General features: G+C 64.3%; 15 protein-coding genes and 1 pseudogene. 13 read left to right on the forward strand and 3 right to left on the reverse strand.

Annotated features, from left to right (window positions below; genetic code table 11):
- The 7 genes from BRAO375_RS22800 to BRAO375_RS22830 form a co-directional block, all read left to right on the forward strand.
- A partial coding sequence (locus tag BRAO375_RS22800; protein WP_035641700.1) for a non-ribosomal peptide synthetase occupies positions 1-4,398 on the forward strand: 4,398 nt, incomplete at its 5' end.
- A 7-nt stretch (positions 4,399-4,405) separates the two neighbouring features.
- On the forward strand, positions 4,406-5,386 hold the full coding sequence (locus BRAO375_RS22805) for an alpha/beta hydrolase (RefSeq protein WP_009029811.1): 981 nt from the start codon (positions 4,406-4,408) through the stop codon (positions 5,384-5,386).
- On the forward strand, positions 5,386-7,119 hold the full coding sequence (locus BRAO375_RS22810) for a cyclic peptide export ABC transporter (protein ID WP_009029812.1): 1,734 nt from the start codon (positions 5,386-5,388) through the stop codon (positions 7,117-7,119). The genes BRAO375_RS22805 and BRAO375_RS22810 overlap by 1 nt, the downstream gene beginning before the upstream one ends.
- A gap of 124 nt (positions 7,120-7,243) precedes the next feature.
- A complete protein-coding gene (locus BRAO375_RS22815; protein ID WP_009029813.1) occupies positions 7,244-8,311 on the forward strand; it encodes a GNAT family N-acetyltransferase in 1,068 nt (355 codons plus the stop codon).
- Between the two features lie 13 nt (positions 8,312-8,324).
- Entirely contained in the window at positions 8,325-9,671 is a 1,347-nt protein-coding gene (locus tag BRAO375_RS22820) for a lysine N(6)-hydroxylase/L-ornithine N(5)-oxygenase family protein (protein WP_009029814.1), read from the forward strand.
- Between the two features lie 168 nt (positions 9,672-9,839).
- Complete coding sequence (locus BRAO375_RS22825) at positions 9,840-10,154, forward strand: hypothetical protein (RefSeq protein WP_035641707.1); 315 nt, start codon at positions 9,840-9,842, stop codon at positions 10,152-10,154.
- A gap of 509 nt (positions 10,155-10,663) precedes the next feature.
- Positions 10,664-12,055 carry a hypothetical protein gene (locus BRAO375_RS22830; protein WP_035641701.1) on the forward strand — a complete coding sequence of 464 codons (1,392 nt, stop codon included), beginning with the start codon at positions 10,664-10,666 and terminating at the stop codon, positions 12,053-12,055.
- Positions 12,056-12,790: 735 nt separating this feature from the next.
- On the opposite strand, the gene BRAO375_RS39035 is transcribed toward BRAO375_RS22830, so the two are convergent.
- Entirely contained in the window at positions 12,791-12,961 is a 171-nt protein-coding gene (locus BRAO375_RS39035) for a ubiquitination-like system serine protease family protein (RefSeq protein WP_502688947.1), read from the reverse strand.
- 341 nt (positions 12,962-13,302) lie between these two features.
- Between BRAO375_RS39035 and BRAO375_RS22835 the strand changes: the two genes are divergently transcribed.
- The 5 genes from BRAO375_RS22835 to BRAO375_RS35745 all read left to right on the forward strand — a co-directional run bounded on the left by BRAO375_RS22835 (position 13,303) and on the right by BRAO375_RS35745 (position 24,344).
- Complete coding sequence (locus BRAO375_RS22835) at positions 13,303-17,487, forward strand: NHL repeat-containing protein (RefSeq protein WP_139031451.1); 4,185 nt, start codon at positions 13,303-13,305, stop codon at positions 17,485-17,487.
- Positions 17,488-17,519: 32 nt separating this feature from the next.
- On the forward strand, positions 17,520-20,186 hold the full coding sequence (locus tag BRAO375_RS22840) for an NHL repeat-containing protein (RefSeq protein ID WP_009029820.1): 2,667 nt from the start codon (positions 17,520-17,522) through the stop codon (positions 20,184-20,186).
- The gene (locus BRAO375_RS22845; protein WP_035641703.1) at positions 20,138-20,686 is read left to right on the forward strand and encodes a hypothetical protein; all 549 of its coding nucleotides are present in this window, start codon (positions 20,138-20,140) and stop codon (positions 20,684-20,686) included. Before BRAO375_RS22840 ends, BRAO375_RS22845 begins: the two co-directional genes overlap by 49 nt.
- Before the next feature lie 145 nt (positions 20,687-20,831).
- Positions 20,832-21,296, forward strand: a complete 465-nt coding sequence (locus tag BRAO375_RS22850; RefSeq protein ID WP_009029822.1) for a hypothetical protein — start codon at positions 20,832-20,834, stop codon at positions 21,294-21,296.
- Positions 21,297-21,341: 45 nt separating this feature from the next.
- Positions 21,342-24,344 (forward strand): pentapeptide repeat-containing protein, encoded by a 3,003-nt coding sequence (locus BRAO375_RS35745; protein ID WP_009029823.1) that lies wholly within the window; start codon positions 21,342-21,344, stop codon positions 24,342-24,344.
- Positions 24,345-24,439: 95 nt separating this feature from the next.
- Here the strand turns inward: BRAO375_RS35745 and BRAO375_RS22860 are convergent.
- Both BRAO375_RS22860 and BRAO375_RS38660 read right to left on the reverse strand, forming a co-directional pair.
- Positions 24,440-24,817: pseudogene (locus tag BRAO375_RS22860) on the reverse strand (transposase); the annotation flags it as partial.
- Between the two features lie 278 nt (positions 24,818-25,095).
- On the reverse strand, positions 25,096-25,257 hold the full coding sequence (locus BRAO375_RS38660; protein ID WP_244423242.1) for a transposase: 162 nt from the start codon (positions 25,255-25,257) through the stop codon (positions 25,096-25,098).
- A gap of 75 nt (positions 25,258-25,332) precedes the next feature.
- On the opposite strand from BRAO375_RS38660, the gene BRAO375_RS38665 reads away from it, so the two are divergent.
- Positions 25,333-25,751: hypothetical protein (locus BRAO375_RS38665; protein ID WP_244423243.1), on the forward strand; the 419-nt coding region annotated here is incomplete at its 3' end.

Here is a 25,751-nt window from a genome sequence, read left to right on the forward strand (position 1 = left end):
CCCCAGCTGCCGCTGACGCCGAACGGCAAGATCGACCGCAAGGCGCTGCCGCAACCGGATGCGGCGCTGGCCGAGCGCGTGCGCGTCGCGCCGCGCAATCCGGCCGAGGCGACGCTCGCCGCGATCTGGGCCGATCTGCTGCACCAGGACGAGGTCGGCGTCACCGATAATTTCTTCGAGCTCGGTGGTGATTCCATCATCTCGCTGCAAGTGGTCAGCCGCGCGCGACGGGCCGGTCTGGTCCTGGAGCCAAGGGATGTGTTCCAGCACCAGACCATCGAGCTGCTGGCGCCAGTCTGTCGTGCGCCTGACGCGGGCGAGCGGACGGCGGCCGTGACCGCCGGTGCGTTGGCAGGTCTCGGCGATGAGGAGCTCGCGCGGCTCGGGCTTGACTGGGACTGCATCGAGGACATTTATCCGTTGTCGCCGATGCAGCAGGGCATGCTGTTTCACAGCCTGCGCGATACGGGTAGCGGCATCTACGTCAACCAGATCAGCGTCGAGATTCGCGGTCTCGATGTCGAGCGCCTCAGCTCGGCGTGGCAACAGGTCGCTGCCCGGCACCCGATGCTGCGAACCGGCTTTCTCTGGCGCGAGCTGTCGGGTTCGCCGCTGCAGGCCGTTTACCGCCAGGCGATCGTGCCGTTCGAGACCGAAGACTGGCGCGAGCAGGTCGTCGACGAGGCCATGCTCTCGGCGGCTCTGGCCGGTGAGCGTGATGCGGAGTTCGATCTGGCCCGACCACCTCTGCAACGCGTCCGTCTGCTGCGGGTGGATAATGATTGTCACCGCCTGATCTGGACCTACCACCACATCCTGATGGACGGCTGGAGTTCGGCGCGCTTCCTCGGTGAAGTCCTGGACAGCTACGCCGGACGACGGCTCGCACGCGGTCCGTCGCACTACCGTGACTATATCGCCTGGCTCATGGTCCAGGATGCCGGAAGTGCCGAGCGCTTCTGGCGGGCGCAACTGGCCGCATTCGATCAGCCGACGCAATTGGCCGACGCGTTCGGCGCGCGCCGCAATGATGCGCATGGGCATCTTCGCTGCTACGCCCGGTTCGACGAGGGCGCGACGGTGGCCATGAAGGCGTTCGCACGTCGCGAGCGCGTCACCCTGAACACCCTGATCCAGGGCGTCTGGGCGCTGCTGCTGCAGCGTTACACCGGCCAGCAGACCGTCACCTTCGGCGTCACCGTGGCCGGCCGTCCTGCGAGCCTCGATGGCGCAGAGCAGATGATCGGCCTCTTCATCAACACGCTGCCGATGATCGAGACGCCGCCGGCGGCCAGCACCATCGGCGACTGGCTGCGCTCGATCCAGGCACGCAACGCCGCGATGCGCGACTATGAGCAGACTCCGCTCTACGACATCCAGAGCTGGGCGGGCCGCGCCGGCGAGGCCATGTTCGACAGCATCATAGTCTTCGAAAATTACCCGATCGATCGCGGGCTGGTCGGCGACGGCTCGCTCCGCTTTGCGGGCCTGCGCACGGTCGACGTCACCAACTACCCGATGGACCTGTCGGTGATGGTCGAAGACACGATTCAGGTCGAATTCACGTACATGCCGAGCCGCTTCACGCCTGTGCAGGCGGAGCAGATCCGAGCGCAATTCGAGCACCTTCTGACTGCCTTGACTCAGGAACCGGCTGCGTTGCTCGGGGCGATCGAGCCGGCGACCATCCAGGACCTGGCGCGCGCGCAGGTCTGCAATGGGCAGGCCGTGCCCGCGGCATCGGGGCCGCTCGTGCATGAGGCGATCAGCCGACAGGCGCGGCTTGAGCCCGAGCGCGTTGCGCTGACCATCGGTGGCAAGGACCTGTCCTACGGTGCGCTCGACCGCCGGGCCAACCGGCTGGCGCGTCATCTGATCGCGCTTGGCCTTGCGCCGGACCAGCGCGTCGGCGTCGTGGTCGAGCGCACGGAAGCGACGATGCTGGCGTTGCTTGCCGTGTTGAAGGCGGGAGGAGCCTATGTGCCGCTCGATCCCGGGCTTCCATCCGAGCGGATCGCCTACCTGCTGCACGACAGCGGCGCTGCGTTCGTCCTATGCGGCGCGGACGGCAGCATCCCCGCGCCGGATGACGTTGCTTGCATCGATCTTGCCGGCTTCGACTTCGAATCCGGACCGGATCATCCGCTGCAGCCGCGCTTGCATCCGGAAAATCTCGCTTATGTGATCTACACGTCCGGCTCGACCGGACGTCCAAAGGGCGTCGCGGTCGCTCATGGGCCGCTGGCCATGCACTGCCGCGCAACCGCTTCGCTCTACGAGATCGATGCGCAATCCTGCGAGCTGCACTTCCTGTCGCTCGCCTTCGATGGCGCGCATGAGCGCTGGCTCACGGTGCTGTCGGCTGGGGCGCGGTTGGTCATGCGCGACGCGGAGCTGTGGACCCCTGAACAGACCGTCGAGGCGGCGCGTGCGCACGGCGTCACACATCTCGGTTTGCCTCCGGCCTATCTGCAGCAGGTTGCGGATTGGGTCGAGCAGACCGGCCATCCGCCGCCGGTGCGGCTGTATTCGTTCGGCGGCGAGGCCATGCCGAAAGCGGGGTTCGACAAGGTGAAGCGGACGCTGAAGCCGCAGATCCTGATCAATGGATATGGACCGACGGAGACAGTGGTGACGCCGCTGGTGTGGAAAGTCGATGGCAAGGCCGACTGCGACAAGGCCTATGCGCCGATCGGCGTTCCCGTCGGCAACCGGACAGCCTACATCCTCGACAGCCAGCTCAACATTGTTCCGGCCGGGGCGGCAGGCGAGCTCCATATTGGGGGTCTCGGACTCGCGCGCGGCTATCACGCCAAGCCCGGCCTCACCGCCGAGCGTTTCGTGCCGGATCCATTCTCCCCCGATCCCGGCGCTCGCCTGTATCGCACCGGTGATCTGGCGCGTTGGGACGAGGACGGCGTGATCGAGTATCTCGGACGCGGTGATGACCAGGTCAAGGTCAGCGGATTCCGAATCGAGCTGGGAGAGATCCAGTCGGCCCTGCTGTCGGAGCAGGCGGTCACGCAGGCGGCCGTGCTTGCCGTACCTGGCGTCGGAGGCAACCAGCTCATCGGCTACGTGGCGCCGAAGGACGCGCGCGATGCCGTTGGCTCTTTGGCCGAACGACTGTCGGTGAGCCTGGCGGCGTCGTTGCGCCGCAGCCTGCCGGCCTACATGGTGCCCGCGCGGATCATCGTGCTCGATCGTCTGCCGACGCTGTCGAGCGGGAAAATCGATCGCAAGGCCTTGCCGGCACCGGACATCGCGGCGGCACGCGCGTTCATCGCGCCGGAAACCCCGGCTGAGATCGCGATGGCAAGGTTGTGGTCGAACGTCCTCGCCATCCCGCAGGTGGGCGTCACCGACAATTTCTTCGAGCTTGGCGGCAACTCGATTCTGAGTCTGAAGGTGATCGCAGGGCTTCGGCGCGAGCCGATCATCGGCAGCGACATCACGCTGCGCGACCTCCTGCAGAAGCCGACCATTCGCGCCTTGCTCGGCAAGCCCGACAGCCAGTCGGCGCGGCCTTCGGCTCTGCTGCCCTTGAATACGGCCGTGCCGGGGATCGCGCCTGTCTTCTGTTTCCATGGCGGCTTCGGCACCGTGTTCGACTATGCGCAGTTGGCGCGGTGCATGGAGGGACGGCGTCAATTGCTGGGGCTGCAATGTCGCAGCTTCATCGAGCCCTCCTTTGCCGACTCATCGCTGTCGGTCATGGCCGCCAACTATGCTGACGAGATCGTTGGTGCCCAGAACAACGGGCCCTACCATCTGATCGGCTGGTCGCTCGGCGGCCTGATCGCAGCGCTCGTCGCCGCCGAACTGGGGCGCCGGGGCCAGGAGGTCGCGAGCCTCGGACTGATCGACAGCTTCGTGCCCGACCGAGCGCGCCGCGTCGAAACGCGCGCCGAGAGGCATTGGACCGACGATGTGCTCGGGCTGCTCTCCGTAGCAATGCCCGGTGCTCAACTGTCGACGATCAGGTCTCACGCGGCGGCGATCCGAGAGGCGGGCGATCCGGACACCGACGAGGCGATCAGGCGGCTGATCGCGACTGCGATCGCAACGACCCCGTTGCAGGCGCGGGACGGGCTGCTCGGCCCGGATGACATTGTCGGTGCGTTCAAGGTCGGGAGGCACCTCGAGCGGCTTGCTTACGAGGCCGACTGGCCTGCCGATCTCGGTGCCGACCCCGCTTGTTGGTGGACGGCCGGGCGGCTCAAGCAGCGCGACCTGCTGGAGGCGCGACTGACGACCGCGGTGGATCTCGGTGTCATCGATGCCGACCATTTCTCGATCCTGAGCAGTCAGGCGTTCCTCTCGTCGATCTGGTCGTGGCTGCAGCCGAGCGGCGCGGCGCAGGCGGTGCAAGCGCATCAATCCGAATTGGCAGAGTGAGGTGGTCATGAGCCTTCATCCCGACATTGCAGCGCTGCTGGAGATGATTCAGCTCGGAACAGAGACCGGTGCGCGCATTCCGTTTCCACAACTCACGCCGGAACAGGCGCGCGCCGATTTCGACGCCTCATCGCCGTTGCTGGACGTCGATCCATCGCCGCTCGCCCACGAGAAGCAGCTGCGCCTCCCGATGCGCGACGGAGTAGAAATGGCGGCGCGGCTCTATGCCGATCGACCACTGAACTGCGCCGAGCCGCTGCCGGTGCTGCTTTACATGCATGGTGGCGGCTTCGTCGTCGGCAGTCTCGATTCCCATCAGCCGCTCTGCCGGGGGCTCGCGGTCGACAGCGGCGCGGCCGTGCTGTCGATCGGGTATCGGCTCGCGCCGGAGCATCGGTTTCCGATTGCTTTCGAGGACTGCGTCGATGCGCTCGCCTGGATCGGACGCGAGGGACCTGCCAACGGTCTGGACCGGCAGCGGGTCGCCGTCGGGGGCGACAGTGCCGGCGGTACGCTGGCGGCCGCGCTGGCCATTGCGGCACGCGACGATCGGACCTTGCCACAGCCTCTGCTCCAGGTGCTCGCCTATCCGGGCCTCAGTCCGCAACAGACGTCGGATTCCTACACCACATTCGGCTCCGGCTTTCTGCTTGAGCGCGAGACCGTGGAGTGGTTCTTCAACCACTATCTGCGTGACGATGCCGACCGGCAGGACTGGCGGTTTGCGCCGCTGACTGCCCCCGATCTCGCAGGTGTTGCACCCGCGATGCTGCTTCTCCCCGAGTTCGATCCCCTGATCTCGGAAGGCCGGGACTACGCCGCGCGGTTGCGCGCGGCCGGGGTGGCCGTCGATCAGAGGATCTATCCCGGCATGATCCACGAGTTTCTGCGGATGGGCAATGTCGTGCCGGATGCACTGCGGGCACGCGCCGAAATCGGCGCCCGGCTCGCCGAAATCTTCACCCAGCAATCGGGAGTTGGCCGCTGATGACGACCGCATCCGATCCCGGGATTGCGCATGCCGGCAGCCTGCTGCGGCCATACTGGAAGCTGGTGCTCTGCGGGCTCCTGCTCGGCCTTGTCGGCGGCGGCAGCGTCGCCAGCCTGCTCGCCGTGGTGAACAAGGGCCTTTACGCGGGCTCGGGCGATATCGGCAGCCTGGTCGCCACGTTTGCCGGGCTCTGCGCTCTGATCGTGATCGGATCGGTGGGATCTGACATCAGCGCCAACGTCGTCGGGCAGCGCATCGTCGCCTCTCTGCGCAAGTCATTGGCGGCCAAGATCCTGATGGCGCCGATCGATCAGCTGGAATCCTACCGGGCTCACCGGCTGATTCCCGTCCTGACAAAGGACGTCGACGCGATCAGCGACTTCGCATTCTTTTTCCCGGCGTTTCTGGTCTCCGGCGTCATCGTCGCCGGCTGCCTGGTCTATCTCGCCGTGCTGTCGTGGCCGCTGTTTCTGGTCACGGCGGCGCTGATCGCGCTCGGATCGCTCGCGCATGTCCGGGCGCGGCAGCGCGGCATGTCCGGCTTCAACCTCGCGCGTCAGTATGAGGACGATCTGCAGAAGCACTACCGCACGATCGCGGAGGGCGCGAAGGAGCTGCGGTTGCATCGGCCCCGTCGGCACCATGTGCATGTCGATCTGATCCAGCGCACCGTCGAACGGATCAGCGACGTTCAGATTAGCGCCATCAATCTCCTGGTCACCGCTCGCGCGCTCGGAACGGTGCTGCTGTTCCTCGTGATCGGAACCGCGCTCTTGCTGCGACCGCTGCTCTGGCCGGACAGCCCGCCATCCGTCTCTAGCGGCTTCGTTCTGGTGCTGCTGTTCATGCGTGGACCGATCGATCAGCTGATCGGCATGCTGCCGTCGCTCGGACGCGCGCAGGTGGCAATGCGGCGCATTGCCGAACTGTCGGAACACTTCGCGACCGCCGAGCGCGATCTGCTTGACGAACCGTCACAGCGTCTTGGCGAGCGGATCGACTCGATTGAATTGCGTGGCGTCTCCTATGCGTTCCAGGCGGCGTCCGGAGACAAATCTTTCGTGCTGGGGCCGATCGATCTGCGCATCTCGCGGGGCGAGATCGTCTTCATCGTCGGCGAGAACGGCAGCGGCAAGACGACCCTGATCAAGCTGCTGCTGGGACTCTATGTCCCTGACGATGGAGTCCTGCTGCGTGACGGCACGCCAGTCCTGAGCGAGACCCGAGACGATTATCGTCAGCTCTTCACCACCGTGTTCTCCGACTACTTCCTGTTCGACTCGCTGCTGCAGGATGGTGTCGAGACGCCGGAGCTTGCACGTCGCTATCTCGATCGGCTCGAACTGGCTCATAAGGTCTCGATCGAGAACGGTGCGTTCTCGACGACGGACCTTTCGACGGGCCAACGCAAGCGCCTCGCTCTCATCAACGCCTGGATCGAGGGCCGCCCGGTGCTCGTGTTCGACGAGTGGGCCGCCGATCAGGATCCTGCCTTTCGTCATGTCTTCTATACCGAGTTGCTCGCTGACCTGAAGCGACTGGGCAAGACGATCATCGTGATCTCGCATGACGATCGCTACTTTCATTGCGCGGACCGCATCGTTCGTCTGCGCGATGGACGGATCCACGAGGATGGGCCGGTCCAAACCGCTGAGATCGCACGGGCGAGGCGTTCGTCGAAATCACGCCGGCAACACGACGTTGCGTCACACCAGCCGTCGCGGGCGTGAGCCCGCGGAACGAATTCAGATTGCAGGCGGGACAGCCGTCTTGTCCTCGAGGCAAGGACAGGTCGTCCTCCCGGACGGAAGCGGGCGATGACCAGGTCATGCAGAGCAACAGAGTGAGGACAGCATGAAGGCGAGCGCGGGCTTCGATGCAACAGGTCAGGCCTTCCGGGCTGGAGCCGGTGCCGAGATGTCGGTCATCCGGGACAATGGAGTCGTTCGCGTGATCGCCGACGGTGAGCTGCTCCTATCGGCGCGGTTCGATGCGGATCGAGGCACGCTCGCCCTGTCGGACGAGGTCGGAGATGCCCGGTGCAGGGTGAGGGCAGTGTCCGCCGCGGCCGAAGCGCTGTTCGGCTGGCATCCATCGCTTGATAGCCTCACCCTCGAGCTCGGTGAATACTCTGCAGCGGCATCGTCGTTGGCTCGCGATGGCGTCGTGGTGATCGTCGATGGCGCGCCGATGATCCTTCCAGAGATGCTGATGCAACGACGGGAGGCTTGGCTGGTGGAGGCCGCGCGGCCCGCGTTTCCGCTGTCCTATGCCATCAGTGGCGGCAAGCGGCATCCACGGCGGCCGCCCAAGCCGGTCGGCCGGGTCTATTCCCGCTTCATCCCGTGGCTGTCCGATGTCGTCAGCTTCCGGGCCGTCGACATCGAGCGGGATCTCGCGCTGGTTCATCGTTGGCTCAACGATCCGCGCGTGGATGCGTTCTGGAACGAAGCAGGCGACCTCGACAAGCATCGGCGGTATCTCTCTAGCCTGGAGGCGGACCCGCACATGCTGCCGCTGATAGGCTGCTTCGGCGAGCAGCCGTTCGGCTATTTCGAGCTGTATTGGGCCAAGGAGAACCGCATCGCGCCGTTCTACGACGTGGCCGACTATGACCGGGGCTGGCACGTGATCGTCGGTGAGGACGCGTTCCGTGGACGTGGGTTCATCACCGCGTGGTTGCCGTCGCTCATGCACTACATGTTTCTCGACGATAATCGCACGATGCGCATCGTCGGCGAGCCTGCAGCGGCTCACCTCCAGCAGTTGCGCAATCTCGATCGCGCCGGCTTCGCCCGGATCAAGAATTTCGACTTCCCGCACAAGCGAGCAACCCTGGTCATGTTGCTTCGTGAACGGTTCTTTGCCGACCGGCTGTGGCAGCCGACGGCAACGGACGCCACCATCGAGTCTCAACGCTGACGGAGCATCACCCATGTCGTATCAATCCACCACCGACTATGATGTCGTCGGCGTCGGTTTCGGGCCATCGAATCTGGCGCTTGCGATCGCGCTCGACGACTGCGCCAGACAACGGCGTCTGACGTGCCGATCGCTGTTCGTGGAGCGGCAGCCCAGCTTCAAATGGCACGGCGGCATGCTGCTTCCCGGCAGCAACATGCAGATATCCTTCCTCAAGGATCTGGTGTCGCTGCGCGATCCGACCAGTCCGTTCACCTTCGTCAACTACCTGCACAAGTCGGGACGGCTGCTGGATTTCACCAACTGCAAGACGTTCTATCCCAGCCGTATCGAGTTCAACGACTATCTGCGCTGGGTGGCGGGCCAATTCAGCGCCATGGTCGAGTATGGCGAGACGGTCGTCGCGGTCGAGCCGGTCGGGGCCGGCCAGTCCGTCACTGCGCTGCGTGTGGTGACGCGGACGGAGGAGGGCACGGAGACCTCGCGCAGCGCGCGCAATCTGGTGGTGGCGGTCGGCGGCGTGCCGCACGTCCCGGCCGTATTCCAGCCGATCGCAAGAGATCGGAGGGTGGTGCACACCAGCGGCTATCTCGACTCGCCGGTCGTGGGCGCGATGCACGGCCGCGCGCTTCGCGTCGCGATCATCGGCGGCGGCCAGAGTGCAGCCGAGGTCACGCTCGATCTGGGCGAGCGGCATCCGGACGTGCGCATCGACCTCGTGTTCCGCGGACACGCGCTCAAGCCCTCGGACAGCAGCCCCTTCGTGAACGAGATCTTCAATCCCGACTACACCGACTACTTTCATTCGCGCGAGGAGAGCCAGCGCCGTGCGATCATCCGCAGCTTCCGCAACACCAATTATGCCGTGGTCGATCCGGAGCTGCTCGACCAGCTCTACCGCATGGCCTATCAGCAACGAATCGCTGGAGCACAGCGGCTTGCGCTGCATCCACGCAGCGAGGTCGTGGGGACCGAAGCCGGGCCGGAAGGAGTTTCGCTCGAAATCTTGAACAAGGACGAGGACGTGCGGCACCGCGCGACCTATGATGCGGTGGTGCTGGCCACCGGCTACGAACGATCGCCGATCCCGGCCTTTCTCGATCCGATCAGCCGCTACATCGAGACCAGCGCGCTCGAGCGCGACTATCGTCTGCAGACCAGTCCTGGATTTCGTCCGCAGGTCCATCTGCAGGGCTGCTCGGAAATCTCACATGGTCTCAGCGATACGCTGTTGTCGGTGTTGCCGATGCGCGCCCACGAGATCACGGCGTCACTGCTGTCCGGCACGGGACGGCAGCGCGGCCCGGAGCAGGACATGGCTGCGCGCATACTCGTAGAGGCGGCCGCCGGCCGGGAATGAACCGGCGTGCAGCTTTCCGACGGCGCGTGACGCGGATGGAGCACCACGCTGCCTGGCATCAGTGATCGTCGTGATTGTGCATGTTGCGGGCCGGGCATTCCCGAGCGCAAGCAGGCACGGCGGGGGGCAGGGATGGAAATGGCCAAGCCGCATTTGCCTGAGCGGGTCGTGACTTTGTTGATGTCGAGTGATTATGCGCGGCTGGTCGGCCGGACCGTGACGAAGCAGCGCGACTACGTCGTCGATATCGCGGCGTTGCACACGCGGGACGAACTGCTGCGGGATCTTGGTCTGGATCGCATCCTGGTGCGTCAGGTCGAGAAGTGGCTCGGGTTTCACGACCGCCGCCTGCGGCAGCCGACCGAGAGCATCGACATCGCGATGTGCGGATTGGAGTTTCGCAAGCGGCCCGTCCGGCGTCCACGCCCAGGGGCGAGGCGGCGCCGGCTGGATCCGAAGGCAGCGCCCAACGAGCAAGGCTGACGATCCCGCTCGGGTCAGCCCGGCCATCAGGACCAGGACGCTCAGCAGCGGGCCGGGACGGCAGCCATCGCATGTCGGCTTTTGGAAGCAAACGCTTCTGTTGGTGTCTATAGTTCCAGCCTAGGGAGCTTTCACAAGCCCTGTCTGATCTCAAGACGCAAAAGGTCTCCGGCAAATTAGCGGTGGGTGTGATATTCTGCGGAGCAATTGGTCGTGCCGGATATCGCTTCCGATTTGTGCGATCTGCGATATGTAGTTCTCGCTGCTGAGCATGGTAGCGTTCGGCGGACGGGGGGAATTCTTTTGCGTATCGCATTCGACCCTCCGCCGACGGATTTAAGTGTAAGAGGGCTTGCTGGCGGACGCCGTTGATCCAAATCATGGCGACATAACCAAGACGCCGGTAGGGGTGCCTTGCGCTCGGATCGAACGGGCGTCGGTAAGACATTAGCACATGATCGTACGAGCGGACCTGCGTTGCGCGGAGCGGGCACCGGCGGGGATTGGTGATGCCCAAATTTTCGGACGAGCAGCGGGAAAAGATCGGCCGCAAGTACGAAGAGAATATGGGGCTGATGGCATTGCTGAGCGAGTCATTCGCCAAGGCCTCTCCGACTATGATGCCTGCGGGGCCGAGCTTCGACGAAGTCACCCAGAAAGCGCTCAAACAGATCCAGGACTGCATGGCGTCCATTGGCACGCTACAGGAAGCGGCCTCCAAGGCGGCCGCCGAGGTGCAGCGTAGTTACGACCAGATCGGCACGTTGGACGAGGCCGCGCAGCGGGCTCTTGATCAAAGCCGGGCGAACTACGAGAAGATCGGCACGCTCCAGGAGGCCGCGGCCAGTGCCTACAAGACGGTGATCGAGAATTCGCGGAAGATGGGCTTCGCCTCCGGGACGGCGTTGGCCGGTGCGTTCCGCAAAGCGCACAAGCCCGTGCCTGAAGGCTGCGAGGAGGCTGGCGCGTTCATGGACGAGTTGGCGAAGCTGACCCTGGATTTCCAGGCGTCGGCCGCCGACAGAATGTTCGCTCCTCCGCCCTCACCTGAGGAGGGCAGCGATCTCGAGGACCAGCAGACCGATTATCAACAGCAGGTGAACGATCTGGTGGAAAGGTACGCCGGCGACCTCGATCGGATCAAGAAGGTCGCCGACGAACTCGCCGGGTTACCGCCGACCGAGGACCCCGGCGAGACTGAACCGAGCCGGGCGACAACGACGTGGCACATCGAGTGCGCGGAGGTTGCCCATCTCCGATACTCTGCCCCGCCAACCTTCGAGGCGCAAAACATCGACCCGGATGCTGGGCCGGGCGACGCCCAGGCCGCGACGCAGCCCGTGCCGCAGCAACCCGGCCAGGGCCCGAGCGAGCCTTTAGTCACGCTTGCGGCGATGAGTCCGGGAGCGGCGTCAGAGCGGACGCCAGCATCGGCCACCGGGGTCGTGAACGCAACGTTCGATCTCTGGGTGAAGCACCTGGCGGCCGATACGGCCGGGGTGACACCGGCAGGCGGCTGGCATGGCGGGCTGTCGGCGATCGTGAGCGCGACGTCAACCACTCGCCTTTCGAACGGGGGCTCGGAGTTCATCGCGTACGACAGCTGGGGCAGCGACGACGGTACGGTCACGTTTCAGCTCGAACTCATGGGCGAGCCCACTCCGGAGATAACGCCGCCGCAGGCCTACTACCAGGGCGTCGGCAGTGTGACCCTGTCTTATGAGGCGGGCGGCGAGTACACGCTGGGTCCACGCCAGGGCAAGCGAGCTCCGAAGTGGTCCACGACTGTCTTCATCCCGATTGCCGTCGAGGTGGCCGACGGGAACGTAACCATCACGATGGCTGGGGGCACTGCATCGGGGTCCATTTCCGGCCGAATGTTGGGCGTGGTCTCACCATGAAGACGGCTGTGCGGCTGGACATCACTTCGCGCGCAAGATCCAAAGCACCTGACTGAAACGCTGTCTCCTCCTGCTTTGCCCTTGACGATATATCGCGGCCGGCATCTACAGTTTGACAATCTAACGCCGCCCACGAAACGCTCGTCCCTCGGGAGATCGAGGGAATCGCTATCCTGTGCCGACTGATCGAGCTTATGAACAGCTGGGGTGAGCCAGCGATGCTGAGCCGTGCGGCTTCCACACGAACGAAAAGTGGACGTTGCCGGTGCGGCGAGGCAGAAGCGACAAAAATCGGAGCAAGGAAGCCGTTGAAATCTCTGGTGGGCCCGGCAGGACTCGAACCTGCAACCAGACCGTTATGAGCGGCAGGATATCGATTAGCTTTGTTGATTTTCCTGCGTTTTCATATGATTTCAAGGCGTTCCGCATCGTTTCGTTCACGTCCTTTCTGGTGCGAAACTGGTGCGGCTATCCAATCGATCCGTCACGAAGGGATATCGTCGGCTCCACTGCTCCTCCAAATCGAACGTCAGGCTCAACCTGAAGGTCGTAGATTCAAATACTACTCCCGCAACCAATCACTCTGAAGTGTAAGGAAAAAGCCCGCCTCTGGCGGTCTTTTTCATTTACTCCCAGCCGCGCGTTCCTCCGCCTTCCCAAGGACTTACATAACTTCTTGCCGTGCGTTCCCGCGCGTTGCCAATTTCTCCTAGGCACAGAATGGGCACATGAATTTCATGGCGCTCGACGATGACATACGCCCCGGCACCAGATGACACGTCCGTCGCGCAACCAGAAGTACGAGCCCCAATCCTTCTTGCGCCAAACCGAGCGATGAAGGCGCGGCGTGCCGTCTTCATGTCTTGTGAGTTTCCAGAACGGTCGATCGTCGGGGAGCTGGATCATGTGTATGTAGCACACGCCAGCAGCCGCACGGACAGAGCATCGCTGCTTGCTCCTCAAAGCCGTCCTCCTCCCCGATGTACAGGTAACGGCTTTTGAGCCGCTCGGGCAGGTTCGCCTCGACCAACAACGTGCGGCACCGTTCGCGGGGGCGCGTAAGAAGCGCACCTCGGCGCCAATGATCACATCGCCCCGGCGCGACCGTCCGGCTTGCGCGTGCGATCAGATAACCAGTCCCGCTCGATCAGACATGGGCCGCGATGCCCGTCGCGTGGCGAAACAGTCATGTGGCAGTCGTATGACAATTGCGGTCCGCGGGCGGTCGAGCGGCCCGGGAGCCGACGTTGACATCGGACGAATTCTATCTTAGGTTGATAGCCAAAATTCTTGCCGATGCCCGCTGCGAGCTCACGGCGCCCATCGCCGCGAAACGTCGACATTCCTACAAATGGGGAGCGACCATGGCGGAGACCGAGCGCGTCACGTTGCATTTCGATCTGGGCCATTGCCCCAAAGATGTCGAGTTCACCCTGAGGGCGGGCGGCGGTCGGACCTTTCGCCTGACCCCCTACGCCGACGCGCCGGGCAAGCTCGACGAGCACCGGCGCAAGAACAAGGCGCTCGCGCTCATCCCTGGCGCTCAACTGCACCGCATCACGCACTTCGTCGAGGACGCCGAGATGTCTGCCGATCGCGTGTCGCGGCGCTCGGTCGTCTATCCCTCGCGCAAGCCGGGCGCGCTGCTTCCCGAGATCGCGCTCATTTTCATTCACATTCCGACCGAGCATCGGCGCCGCGCGTTCCGCGACATGCGCGGCCGAGGACTGACGCTGCCCCACAACAACGTGCTGCGGCACTACGGCGTGGCACCGCACGCGGCCGCCGGCGAGGATGAGGCGGCGATCCGCGCCGACGCTGGACGGATCCTGCCTCCGCACAAGACCGCCGAGTCGATCGTATTTCATCATCCCGAGATCGCCTCGGTCAATCCGGCCGTGGCGGCATACGTGCTGGACAAACACATCCGCGGCCAGGCGTTCGACGACCTGGTGGACTATATCAGCAACAACGGGCCGGAAACCACGAACAGCTGGTATCAGCACACGGTCGCCACCGGCCTCGATCCGAAGACCGGCAAGGAATTCCCGATTCCGGCCAATCAAACGCCGAAGGACTCCAAGGGCAACGTGGTCCAGGTCAACTGGCCGCAGCAGAACGGCCAGCCGGTCATTCCGCAATATCAGCTCACCGATCGGTCGACTGCGTCCGACGGCGGCGTGCTCGGCGCGGCGGCACCGGTCGTCAGCCAGGTGCTGATCGACACCAAGAACGATCTTGCGCTCAATGGGCAGCTCTGGACCAAGCAGCACGGGACGACGCAGAAGAGTCGCACCAAGGTCGATCCGGCGCCGGCTCCCCGAGCTGCTCGGGCGCTGCGCGCCGCGACCAAGGGCTGGACCATCAAGAACCAGACGTCGAGCTACGGGCTCGGCGTCTACCCGGATCAGCTGACCTACGATGCGGGAAGCAACACGATCTCCTTCCCGGTGCAGAACTGGCCGAACCGCTATCTCGGCGCTTACGTGAAGTTCGTGCAGAGCGACGGCACCGCCATCCCCCGCAGCAGCATCTCAGGCTGGAATGATCCATTTGGGCTCTCGACCGAACTGACCGGGTCGTTCGAACCCGATCCGACCAAAAACTATCTGACCTGGCTCGGCGCGGGCAATCAGATATTCGGCATTCCGATCTTCGTTGGTGACACCACCACGCTGGAATTCAAATGGCCGCAGGCGGCCACCAAGGCCGAGGTGCTGATTGGCGGATTCGGCGCGGCGGGCGGCTTCCGCGACTGGGACTCGAGCGTCGACGTGCTGGGCGTCGTCGGCACGGGGGTGATCGCCTACGGGCTGCAGGCATTCGGCCTGCTGTTCAGCGCCAAGCTCGATCCCGTGCTCAAAACCTTGAGCCGGACCCAGACCATCGCGGTCTACGGCGTGTCCATCGGCATCGGCATCATTGCCGGAGTCGTCGGCGCGGTCGAGACAGCAAAAGGCTCCAGCGTCGGCCCGACGATCCTGGCATTCCTCGCCAACAAGGTGGCGGGGATTCTGTTCGGCAATCTGGTCAAGCTCGGCATCGAGAAGGCGTTCTTCGACCCCATGGTCGAAATCGTCGGCGAGACCTTCACGCTGATCACGGCCGAGGAGGCGCTGGAGGAAGCGCCGTTCGCCGGCTGGGTCGTGCGCATCGCCTCGGTCGCGTCGACGCTCGCCGCCATGGCGGCCACGACGATCGAGTGCCTGGCGTCCCCGGCGACGTATCGGCTCGAAATCCTGCATACGATGGACCTCACGGTCACCGTGTCGCCGGACCCGGCGCACGGCACGGCGACGCAGAAGCCGATCTGGCCGCGCGTCGGCGACACCTATCAGATCTGCGTCACCTATCCGGCGCCTCCCGGCCAGGAGGGCGGCACGACCTACACGGTGACCGGCGATCTGCCGCAGGACCGCACCGCGCCGATCAGCGTCACGTTCGAAGGGATTCCGGCCGGCGGCAAGTTCAACGTCACCGCTGACATCTATTCGGAGACCAACTGGCTGGCGGGACGCTGGAGCAGCGGCGCGATCAATGCGACGCCCGATTCCGACGACCAGCTCGCCGTGTCGGGCTCCATCAAGGAGAACCTGGTGCCGCTCACGGCGACCACCACCTACAGCCCCAATCAGCGCCTCGCCTACGACGCGGGCAGCCGCAAGCATGTGTGGCAGACCGCGCAGTCGGCCCCGAAGCTTCCAACGGTGATCGAGAATTGCGGCACCGACGGCGACAATCACAACATGTGCCGACGTGTCGGCATGACGCTCAACGACAAGGAATATCAGCTTGGCTATGTCTGGCAGGCTTCCGGTCAGAACCTGGCGCTCGACGACGCGACGACGCCCAGCAACGGCCAGATGTACGCGTTTCAGAGCATCTCCACGCTCGGCCAGCCGGAGGACGAGATCATCGAGCCGGGCCGCGGCTTTTCTCAGCAACCCTATCTCGCCTACAACCAGTTCGGCCTGGCGGCACTGCTGCAACTGCCGCTCAGCCCCGCTCAGGCCGAGCTCGATCACGGCGGCGCCGTGCCGTCCGATCTCGCCAAACAGCTCGGCGAAGGCCTGCCGGCCGGCGCTCAGGTCACAGTGGTCGCGAAAGGCAGCGAGTGGCTGCTCGGGGTGCCGAAACAGGATCCGGTCTATGTGCTGAGAGTGGTCGAAGCGCTCGTCTCCGACCAATGGCAGCAGGTGATCAACGTCTACAGTTACCCGGCGCCCGAGGTCGACAACTTCTGGCTCGACCCGCGCGCGGTGACGACCGACGGCTTCTACCATCTGCGCGGCGTCACGTTCCAAACCGGCCGCACGACTTTCGACTACACCACGGGAAAGAGCTGGGGTGCGTTCAGCCAAGCCAATCTGAATGCGGTTGCGGTGCATCCCCACGGATCCGTGGTCGGGATCGACTTTGCCAACCACAAGCTCCACGTCCTGCATCTTCCGGAGAATGCCTTGCCCGAGCATCAGGCGCCGATTGCGCTGCCGCTCTCAGGGCAGGGCAGCCGCGAGGGCCTGATGTACCAGCCGGTGGCGATGACGATCGCCGCCGACGGGCGCATCCTGGTGCTGGAGCAGGGCAACCAGCGCATTCAGGCCTTCGATCTGAAAGCCAATCCGGTGCCCTGCTTCAACGGATCGCTCAGCTTCACGCTGCCGGCGACATTCGCGCCGGAGCTCGATTCCCGCTCGCCCGGAGCCGATCTCGCGGCGGCGTTCCAGCGCAACGTCACCCCGGCGCTGGCACCGCTGTTCAGCGGGGATGCAGACTCGGCCTCGGCGCTCGACAACAAGACCGTTGACGCAAGTCTGAGCAAGGCGTTCGCCGCCGCGAACTGTCCGCTGCCAGCCGACACCGGGAAGATCAGCGTCGCCGTGACGCAGCCGGGTGCGCTGTGGTTCATCACCGATACAAGCCACAATGCCACCTACGACGTGCGGCTGACCACCGACCATCAGGGCGCCCGCCATCTTTTTGTGTACCGCAGCGCAAGCCTGATCATCACGGTCAAGGCGCCCGGCAGCGAATGGATGGTCGCCGACGCGGTGAACGCCATGACCTTCGACGTCAAACAGGCGGCGTCGAGCGCGACCACGCTGCACGTGCAGCAGCTCGTTGCAACGATGAGTCTGCGCAAACAGACGGGCAATGTGACCTACCAGGACGTGGCGACCGAGACCAAAGGTTATATCTATGTGCTCGCTTCGGTCGCGCCCGCGAGCGGCTCGACCGTGTATCAGCTCGACATCTACAATCCGGATGGAACGGCGCTGCTCGCGACACCGCAGACCGGGATGAACGCGGCGAAGCTCGCGGTCGATCAATGGCGCTCCCTGTTCACCCTCGACTACGACACTGTTCTGGGGCCGGGGGCGCGCACGGAGCCTGGCGTGACGGTCTGGATCCCGTCGACCCCGAAAGGCTGAACAAACATTCCCGGCGGCAGGGATGGCAAGCGATGAGCGATCGCGTTTCTGCACTGCATGGTTTGCCGCCGATCGCCGCGGCGCTGTCGATCATCAGGCATTTCCCCGACCTGCAGCTGGTCGACGGGGCCGGTCAGGCTGCGGTGACGCGCCACATTCGCGAGGCCGAAGGGTTCGACACATTCGTCCAGTCGCTCTCTGAGCAGGGCCCGCCGGCAGCCGATGCAGGCTGGGCACGCCTGGAGCCGATCCTGCTCTCAGGCGGCGCGCCGGCGAGCGATCCGCACGGCAACGCGATCGCGCGGTTACGTCTCTCGGACGCGACGCTTGCGGCGATGATCCCGGTCCTGGCGGCGGCGCTGCGCTCGGTTCGGCAGGACCCGGCGCTGCAGGGCACGTGCTGGACGGTGCAGGAAGGGATTGCGCCGGGGCCCGCCGTGGCGGGCCGCGCGGGCGGGACCTGGAGCCTGACCAACCTCGCGCCGCGCTTCGGGGTGGCTTTTTCCGAGGTTACGTACGAGGCCGACACCCCGGCCTTCACGTTGGCCATGACCAATGCCGTTCCGCGGCACCTTGCGGTCTATGCAACATTTCTGCAGGCCGGGGCGCCGGTTGCGCCGGCTGACTGGCAGACGCGGTTGCCGGCCGGTGCCGCTGCGCTTGAAGGCGGCGCGGCACGGTTCCTCGGCGTGCTCGCGCCGTCGGTTCCGGTCGCTGCGATTCCCGTGGCGGCCGATCCGCAGGCGATGCCGGTCGCGCTGCCGCAGGGCGCCGATGCCATCACGCTGTCGTTCGCGGGCCTCGGTGCCGCAGCGTTCGAGCCCGAAGCGAGCGTGCTCGGGGCCGTGCTGACGGCGGTGCTCGACCATGCGGTTCCGGCGGTCCTGATCCAGGCCGGCGGCGGCCATGCGCACGACGGATGGTTCAAGGGCTTGTTGCAGAACAGCAAACTCGCGGCCGAGATCATGGTCTGCGCGGCCTCGATTGCGGCCGATTCCAGCATCGTCGATTCCCCCTCGCTGCTTGACGGGCTTGCCTCCCGCATCGACGCAATGCTGCTCGGTCCCGAGCTTTCAGATCTGCGCGTCGGCCTCGACGCCACCGTCCACGCCGGAGCCGTCGCCGATGCGGCGCCGTTTCTCAACTGGTCGTGGACGACGCTGCGTGCCTTGCTCGCCCCGCAGGCGTTGCCGCAAGCCAACTCGGCGCTGCTCACGAGCCCGGCGAGCTTCGGCCTGACGCTCTCGCCCGCGATGGTCGTGGACCTCGAGGTCGAGGTCTCGCCCGATCCCGAGCATGGCGAATGGCCAGATGCGGCCGCGCAGTTCGAAATGGCCGTACGGGACGGCGCGGGCTTCCTCTACACACAAAAAGCTCAGCTGACCTCGGACTCGCGGGCCGCGACCGTGGACATGACGTTCCGCGGGCTACGCGCCGAAGGCCAGATCCGCGTCGATGCGGTCGTTCGTGCAGCGAACGGTTGGCCGTGCGCCGAGGCGACCGCAATCCTCGATCCGCGCGCCGGTTTGCCGAACCGGGTCATCAAGGCAGCAATCGCGGTCAAGGAGCGACGGGTTCCAATCACGGCGGCCACGCGCTACCGGCACGCGCGAAAGCTCATCTACGACACCGCAGCAGGGCGCTATGCCTGGACCTCGGCTGGAGCGCCGACCGCGGTTGCGGCCTCGCTCGATCAGGCGGCATGTGCGGCCGGGCGACGGGCGCTGTGCGGCCTCGTCACCATCACGCTGCAGGAAAGCGCACGCACGGTCGGCTATTGCTGGCAAGCCTCCGGCCAGGGTCTGCCGGATTGTCAGGCGCGCACCGGTGGCGTCAGCGTCGGGTATCTGTTCCAGAATATCGGCATCATCGATCCTAGCGTTGGCCTGAAGACACTCGACTGCGTCTTCATCGAGCAGCCGCTGCTAGCCTATGATCGCGGCGGCGACGCGGGCGCCGCCCGGGAGGGCAGGGGTTGGAATTTTTATCTGGAGGTCACCCCAAACGGATATCGTCTGCGCAGCGTGGCGTTCGATGCTCAGCCGGGCTTCGCACTCGGCCAGAGGCTCAGCTGGGGCGGCTTGATCGAGCCCAACCTTGCCAAAGTCGTGGTGCAGCCTGCGGGATATGTCCTGGCCGTCGATACCGGGAGCGGAAAGCTTGAGATCCTGCGCCTGTCCCCAGCGTCGGTCGAGGATGGCCGCGCGCCGGCGCCGACGCTGGCTGCGGGTGAAGGCAAGGACGCAGGACTGCTGGCGCAGCCGGTCGCGCTCGCCGTCATGCCGGACGGCGTCGTCCTCGTTCTCGAGAACGGCAACGCGCGTCTCCAGGCCTTTGACGTTTACGGCAATCCGGTTCCCTATTTCGCCAATGCGTCACCGGTGCTGTCGCTGCCGTCCGACGGCGGCGTCACCTACCTCGACGTTGCCGCATCGGCCGCCGGATCGATCTATGTTCTCTCGTGCCGCAACGGCGGGGCGACCGCGGCCGACTACACGCTCGACATCTATGCACGTGACGGCGGGATGGTGACCCGCACGGAAGGCGTCGCCGCGGGCCGGATCGCGGTCGACAGTTGGGGACGCGTCTACGCGCTGAATTTCGAGGAGGTCACCGGAATGCACGGCCGCAGCGAACCAACGATCAGTCAATGGGTGCCGCAGCCGCCGGATGCGCCGGCAAGGCGGCGGATGGTCTGAACCACATTTCCGAACGGAGCCGCGCCATGGCGACGCAACTCACCCCGACGAACCTCGGCCGCTACCAGATCGCATCGAACAACGGCAACACGTTCGATTTCTGCCGGCCTTACGGAAAAATCCAAAATCAGGACACGAAGACGGTCGCAGCCTGGGGCGTGAACTATGTGCCGGGACAACCCTGCCTCGTCGTCCTGCAACTGGTCTATAACGGCTTCTATCTGATCCCATACGCCCTCATGAAAGGCAACGTCCAGACGGCTTATCCCATTCTTCAGGCGGTTGCATACGATTTCGACCAAGCCTATCAATGGATGTTCACCCAGGGAAGTCTCGGCAGCATCGTCTATCGCGACGATTCCAAGTCGTTGATCCTCGACAATGCGCGCTGGGTCTTCGTGAACTGGAACTCCTATCTCGATCCGCCGATCATCGGCTACAACGGGACTGGGGCGCCGGACGAGTCCGGCTTCCAATTCACGACGCAAAAGGTTGGCTGAGCGGCCCGTCGGCATCGGCTGCTTCTGCAACGTCGGGCATCGATCATGGCATCGCCGAGCGATCAGCAGCGGTCCGTGGGCAAATGGCGGATTGCGAGCCGGATCCGGCTGTTGCCTGAACCCCAATTCGAACCGGAGCCGCATGATGTCGACGCAACTCAACGCCAAGAACCTCGGCCGTTATCATAACATGTTGAGCATCAACTCGAGCACGTTCGATTTCTACCGGCCCTACGGAAAGGTCGAGGATCAGGACACCAAGACGGTCGTGGCCTGGGGGTTTAACCATGTGCCCGGCCAGCCCTGTCTCGTCATTCTGCAGTTGGCTTACAACAGGATTTATCTGATTCTATACGCCCTCGTGAACGGCTACCCCTTTCTTCAGGCGATCGCTTTTGACCTGGATCAGGCGTATCAATGGATGTTCGATCAGGGAAGTATCGGGAGCATTGTCTATCGCGACGATACCAAGTCACTGATCCTGAACAATGACCGCTGGGTCGTGGCCAACATCAATTCGATGTGGAACGGTGCGGTCCTTGGCTACAACGGACCCGGTGCTCCTGAAGGCAGCACCGGCTTGCTGATCACGACTCAAAAGGTTGGTTGAGCGGCCCGCCGGCATCGGCTGCTTCTGCAACGTCGGGGATCGATCATGGCATCGCCGAGCAATCTGAAGCGGTTTGTGGGCAAATGGCGGATCATGGACTGGGGCGGCCACCCGGTGCATTTCTCGCAGCCGTTCGGCACGTCGCTCGCGGACGACGATCTGCTGCTGGTCTACGGAGTGAGCGCGGCCGGCACCTTGCCATGCATCGCCGTGCTGCAGGTACAGGCAAACCTGCAATTCCTCCTGCCCAGCCGGACGACCTTCACCGGAGGAATCCGCGCCCCGGGCTACCGGCTTGAAGGCCTGGCAGCCGAGTTCGACGGCGCCTACCAATACCTGTTCTCGAACGGCATGATCGGCAGCATCGTCTGCGACGCCAACGGCAACCCCGGTTTCGCCAATTTTGCCTGGGGCACACTGTACGATACAGGCGGACAGCCAGCGTTTGGCTACTCAGATGAGAGCGGCAAACTGGCCGGCTATACGGCGAACGTCGTGACTCCGGCGCTGGCGACGATCCGCAAGCAGGGCAGCGTCCGTAACGCCGACTTCAGCTTCGTCGACTTCAACGGCGAGGATCTGTCGGGCCTGTTGATCCCCGGCGCCAACCTGGCACATGCAACGCTCGCAAGATGCAAGTTCCGCGGCACCGATCTGTCGGGCACGGATTTCACCAGCGTCGACCTGACGCAGATCGATCTTTCGGGAGCCAAGCTCGACGGCTGCGTGTTTTCCGGGCTGACGCTGACACGAACCGTGTTCAGCGGCGACGACCGGAAGGCATCCCTGCGCGGCGCCAAGTTCAACAGCGCGGCCAATGGAACGCGGACGGTCCTCGACAACGTGCGGTTTACCGATCTTGACCTCACCGGCGCCGATTTCACCGGCGCGAGCCTGCGTGGCACTGATTTTCGCGGTGCCACCCTTGCCGCGGTCGACTTCACCGCATGCGACCTCACGGTGGCGACGTTCGACCGTCCGCCGAAATTCTCCCATGATCAGACCGCTCCGATGGTCTTCACGGGAGCGACTGTCCGGTTCGATGTGATCGGACGGGACTGGCGATGGTTCGATCTCACCCAGGCCGAGATCGTCGAGCTGCCCCAAACGCTGTCGATCGCATCGGCGCCGCTGCAGGCCACCGGTGCCAAGCTGACGGGCTTGAAGAATGATCTCAGCGGCGCGACGCTCGAGAGTGCCGTATTCGATGACGCCGTTCTCGACGGGTTGAACCTGCACGGCGCGCACCTTGATGGTGCGTCGTTCGTCCAGGCCCGGCTGCACGGGACGAAGTTCACCAGCACAGTGATGAAAGGAGTGAAACTGGCTGGCGCGCAGCTCGGCAGTCAGGGGCTTCTGTTCACGCTCGCCGACGGGAGTGCCGACTATAATCAACTGATCGACGGCCTGAATAATAACAAGGTCGCTGCGGTCGCGCAGGTCCTGATCCGTAACGGGGTGCAGGTGGGATCGGTCACCGTCGAAACGGTTTCGGCAACGAAGCCGCCGAGCTTCTGGACCGTAACGGACGGCCAGAAGACCGTCTACACGGTGCGGCTGCTCAATCCCGCCGGGCAGAACGCTCTAAGTGTTTTCAACAACAGTGCCACTCATGCCGAGCTCGGCGATGCCTACATGCCGGGCGCCGACCTGACATCGGCCAATCTCTACGCCGTGAGAGCATCGGGCATTCACCTCTACGGCGCCGGGACGGTGCTTGATAATGCGATCCTCGAAGCGGCGGACTTTTCGGGCGCCAACCTCGGCGGGGCGAGTCTGAAGCAGGCGGCGCTCTACGACGCCGTCTTCGACGCCGCGGTCCTGACCAACACCGATTTCGAGGGCGCGCTCCTGCTGCAGGGCCAGGCGAGGCGAGGGGTCTCGCTCAAGGGGGCGAACCTGCAGAGTGCCAATTTCAAGGGAGCCAAACTCTACGGTGCCAGCCTGCAGGATGCGGCCGTATGCATGCCGATGGCGGGGGATCCCGCCGATTCGTACGGGGTGTGGCTCGGCGGAGTGAACGCCGGCGACCCGCTGCTTGCGACATACCAGGCTGAACTCAATGGGGCGCTCTCGCTCGCCGAGGTAGACGTGAGCTGCGAGACTTATCTGCAGCAGTCCGGACCCGCGGCCCAGGGACTTGCGACAGCGCTCGCCGCCGCGAGCCCGCCCATCACCATCTCGGCCAACGCCCAGGTCAACATCGTCGATTGGCAGAGCGCGTGGCAGATCGCCGATGCAGGCAAGACGCTCTTGATCATCCCCGGCTACGACAGCGACGACACCGCTGCGTACGCGGTGATCCCGAGCGATCCCGGCATCGCGCCCTTTACGCTGCCGCTTGCCGACGTCCAGTATTTCCAGAGCGGCGCGGTTGCAAAGCCGCTCGCACAAGACATGCAGGCGAACGGCGTCACCCTGTCGGCGGCCGCGCAGCTCTCCGCGGCCAAGCGCCCCGACGTCTGGCAGATCGACGACGGCGCCGCGACCTACGATTTGTGGGAAGGCTACGACCTGGAACATGATTCCGCGCCCACACGCACGGTTTACGCGCGCCCCGCCATTCCCAACGTTTCCGCCTTGTTCCGTACCAAACTTGGGGTCACGCTGCAGCGGACCACCATCACCCAGGGCCAGGCGGGCCAATGGGTAGTCGACAACGACAGCGTCGATGCCTTCAACACCGCGCTCGGCTATATTGTGTTCAATTTGGTTCCAGCCGGTACGCAGGGGCCGCTCGACATCTATGGCGCGCGGCTGCGGATCGAGCGACTCGGCGACGACAACCGCCTGCAATATTACGATATCGTGGCCGGACCGACGCAGATCGACGCCTCCAATTTCGATCCGGACACCATCTATCCGAACGGCAGCACCGAGACGATCATCGGCAACCAGCTCGACCCGACCTGGATGCGCGCGTCAAGTCCGCCGGCCCCGCCGACGTGCGTGCCGTCCGCAGACAATTACTGTCCGCAGCCATCATCTGCGGCGCAGCACGCGCCACGTCACACGGAGGTTCGCCAGAAACCGCCGCACGGCGATTGAGCGGTTCCGAGGTTCGCATCATATCGCGGCACGGTTTTCGTGCGGACCTCGGAATCGAGAGTGCACTAGCAAGCTTATGTTCCTAGTACCCGGAATCATAGCCGAGTGATACGCTGGTCTTTGAAGGGGCGCTGGCGGACCTTTTTCTTTGTCCAGACGAAGGGCTCGGCTCTGTCGTTGTAGGCTTTCACGTAGGCATCGATGTGCTGCTTGAGTTGCTTGAGACTTTTGAACGAAGCGCCGCTCAAGGACTGCCCCTGTAGGATTGAGAACCAGACCTCGATCTGGTTGAGCCACGACGCGCTCGTGGGCGTGAAATGGATTTTCACGTTGGGATGCGCTGCGAGCCATTCCTCGTTCCTCGTATGGGTACTGAGGTTGTCGAGAATGACGTGGAGTTGGTGGTTTGGGAATGATGCGGTCACGCGATCCATAAAGTCGAGAAACTCAACCCTGCGCCGCCGCGTCGAATACAACAAGATTGATCTCGCCGCTCGCAAGTCCTGGTGCGAGAGCTACGATCCCCAGTTCGCGGCCAAGGCCGCATACGGGAACTCAAAGTATGCCGGCGAACTGATCAAGGACGCGAACCGCCTGCGTGAAGCGCTTGAACGCGGCGTCCATCGGACAGCTCAATGGTGACCATGCCGTGTGATGGTTGCAAGAGACCGTTCAAGACGAGCTGTTCGGATGACCCTTCGATGAGCGTCACCGCTGCAAAGGTCGCTTTCAATCGCTTGCCGAAGCCGAACTAGACGCGCCAGCGGAACAGCATGCCGGTGACGATGCCGTGGCGCCGACAGAGCTCGGCAGCGGACGCATCCGGAACGTCGGACCGACGCACGATCGCGAGCTTCTCCTCGTCCTTGAACCGGCGCCGGCTCGCGCGACCGTCACGTAGCTCATCTGTCAAGCTCGTTTCGCAGTCGGGCTTCTTAGGAGCGCTGCTTACGACAGTGATAACGGCTGGGCGGGCGGAGGGATGAAGATGGGCGCGCCAGTCGATCGTGATCTCGCCAGCTTCCAGCCGGTCGCGCCATTTGCGCAGCGAGTGCGGCGAGAGCTGCATTGCGACAGCATCGGCACGGAGACCCATTCCGCTCCAGTTCAGCGCCTCGACATGCATCGCCCAGAACGCTTAAGACGCCCGATTGCGTACATCCGAGGTGACCGTGAATCTGCGCTGCTTCTGCTTTCGGAGAGCCTGTTGCCGGTCCTCCCGGACGCGCTCGCGGCGCGCTTCCGTCTGTTGTTTCTGGAGCTTGAGCGCAGCTTCTTCGCCGGCCAGCCGCTCGAGCCAACGCCGGAATGTGTTCTCGGTCAGACGGTGTTGTTGGCAGTATTTGCGGATCCCGAGGCGCTTCGGCGCCACGCTTTGACGTGCAGCGACCACCATTCGCGGCGGGC

The organism is Bradyrhizobium sp. ORS 375 (assembly GCF_000239775.1).
Classification (GTDB): domain Bacteria; phylum Pseudomonadota; class Alphaproteobacteria; order Rhizobiales; family Xanthobacteraceae; genus Bradyrhizobium.

Excerpts from the sequence above, each read along its gene's own strand:
- BRAO375_RS22805 (WP_009029811.1), top strand. The coding sequence starts at position 4,406 with ATGAGCCTTCATCCCGACATTGCAGCGCTGCTGGAGATGATTCAGCTC.
- BRAO375_RS22810 (WP_009029812.1), top strand. The coding sequence starts at position 5,386 with ATGACGACCGCATCCGATCCCGGGATTGCGCATGCCGGCAGCCTGCTG.
- BRAO375_RS22815 (WP_009029813.1), top strand. The coding sequence starts at position 7,244 with ATGAAGGCGAGCGCGGGCTTCGATGCAACAGGTCAGGCCTTCCGGGCT.
- BRAO375_RS22820 (WP_009029814.1), top strand. The coding sequence starts at position 8,325 with ATGTCGTATCAATCCACCACCGACTATGATGTCGTCGGCGTCGGTTTC.
- BRAO375_RS22830 (WP_035641701.1), top strand. The coding sequence starts at position 10,664 with ATGCCCAAATTTTCGGACGAGCAGCGGGAAAAGATCGGCCGCAAGTAC.
- BRAO375_RS39035 (WP_502688947.1), bottom strand. The coding sequence starts at position 12,961 with ATGATCCAGCTCCCCGACGATCGACCGTTCTGGAAACTCACAAGACAT.
- BRAO375_RS22840 (WP_009029820.1), top strand. The coding sequence starts at position 17,520 with ATGAGCGATCGCGTTTCTGCACTGCATGGTTTGCCGCCGATCGCCGCG.
- BRAO375_RS22845 (WP_035641703.1), top strand. The coding sequence starts at position 20,138 with ATGGGTGCCGCAGCCGCCGGATGCGCCGGCAAGGCGGCGGATGGTCTG.
- BRAO375_RS22850 (WP_009029822.1), top strand. The coding sequence starts at position 20,832 with ATGTCGACGCAACTCAACGCCAAGAACCTCGGCCGTTATCATAACATG.
- BRAO375_RS35745 (WP_009029823.1), top strand. The coding sequence starts at position 21,342 with ATGGCATCGCCGAGCAATCTGAAGCGGTTTGTGGGCAAATGGCGGATC.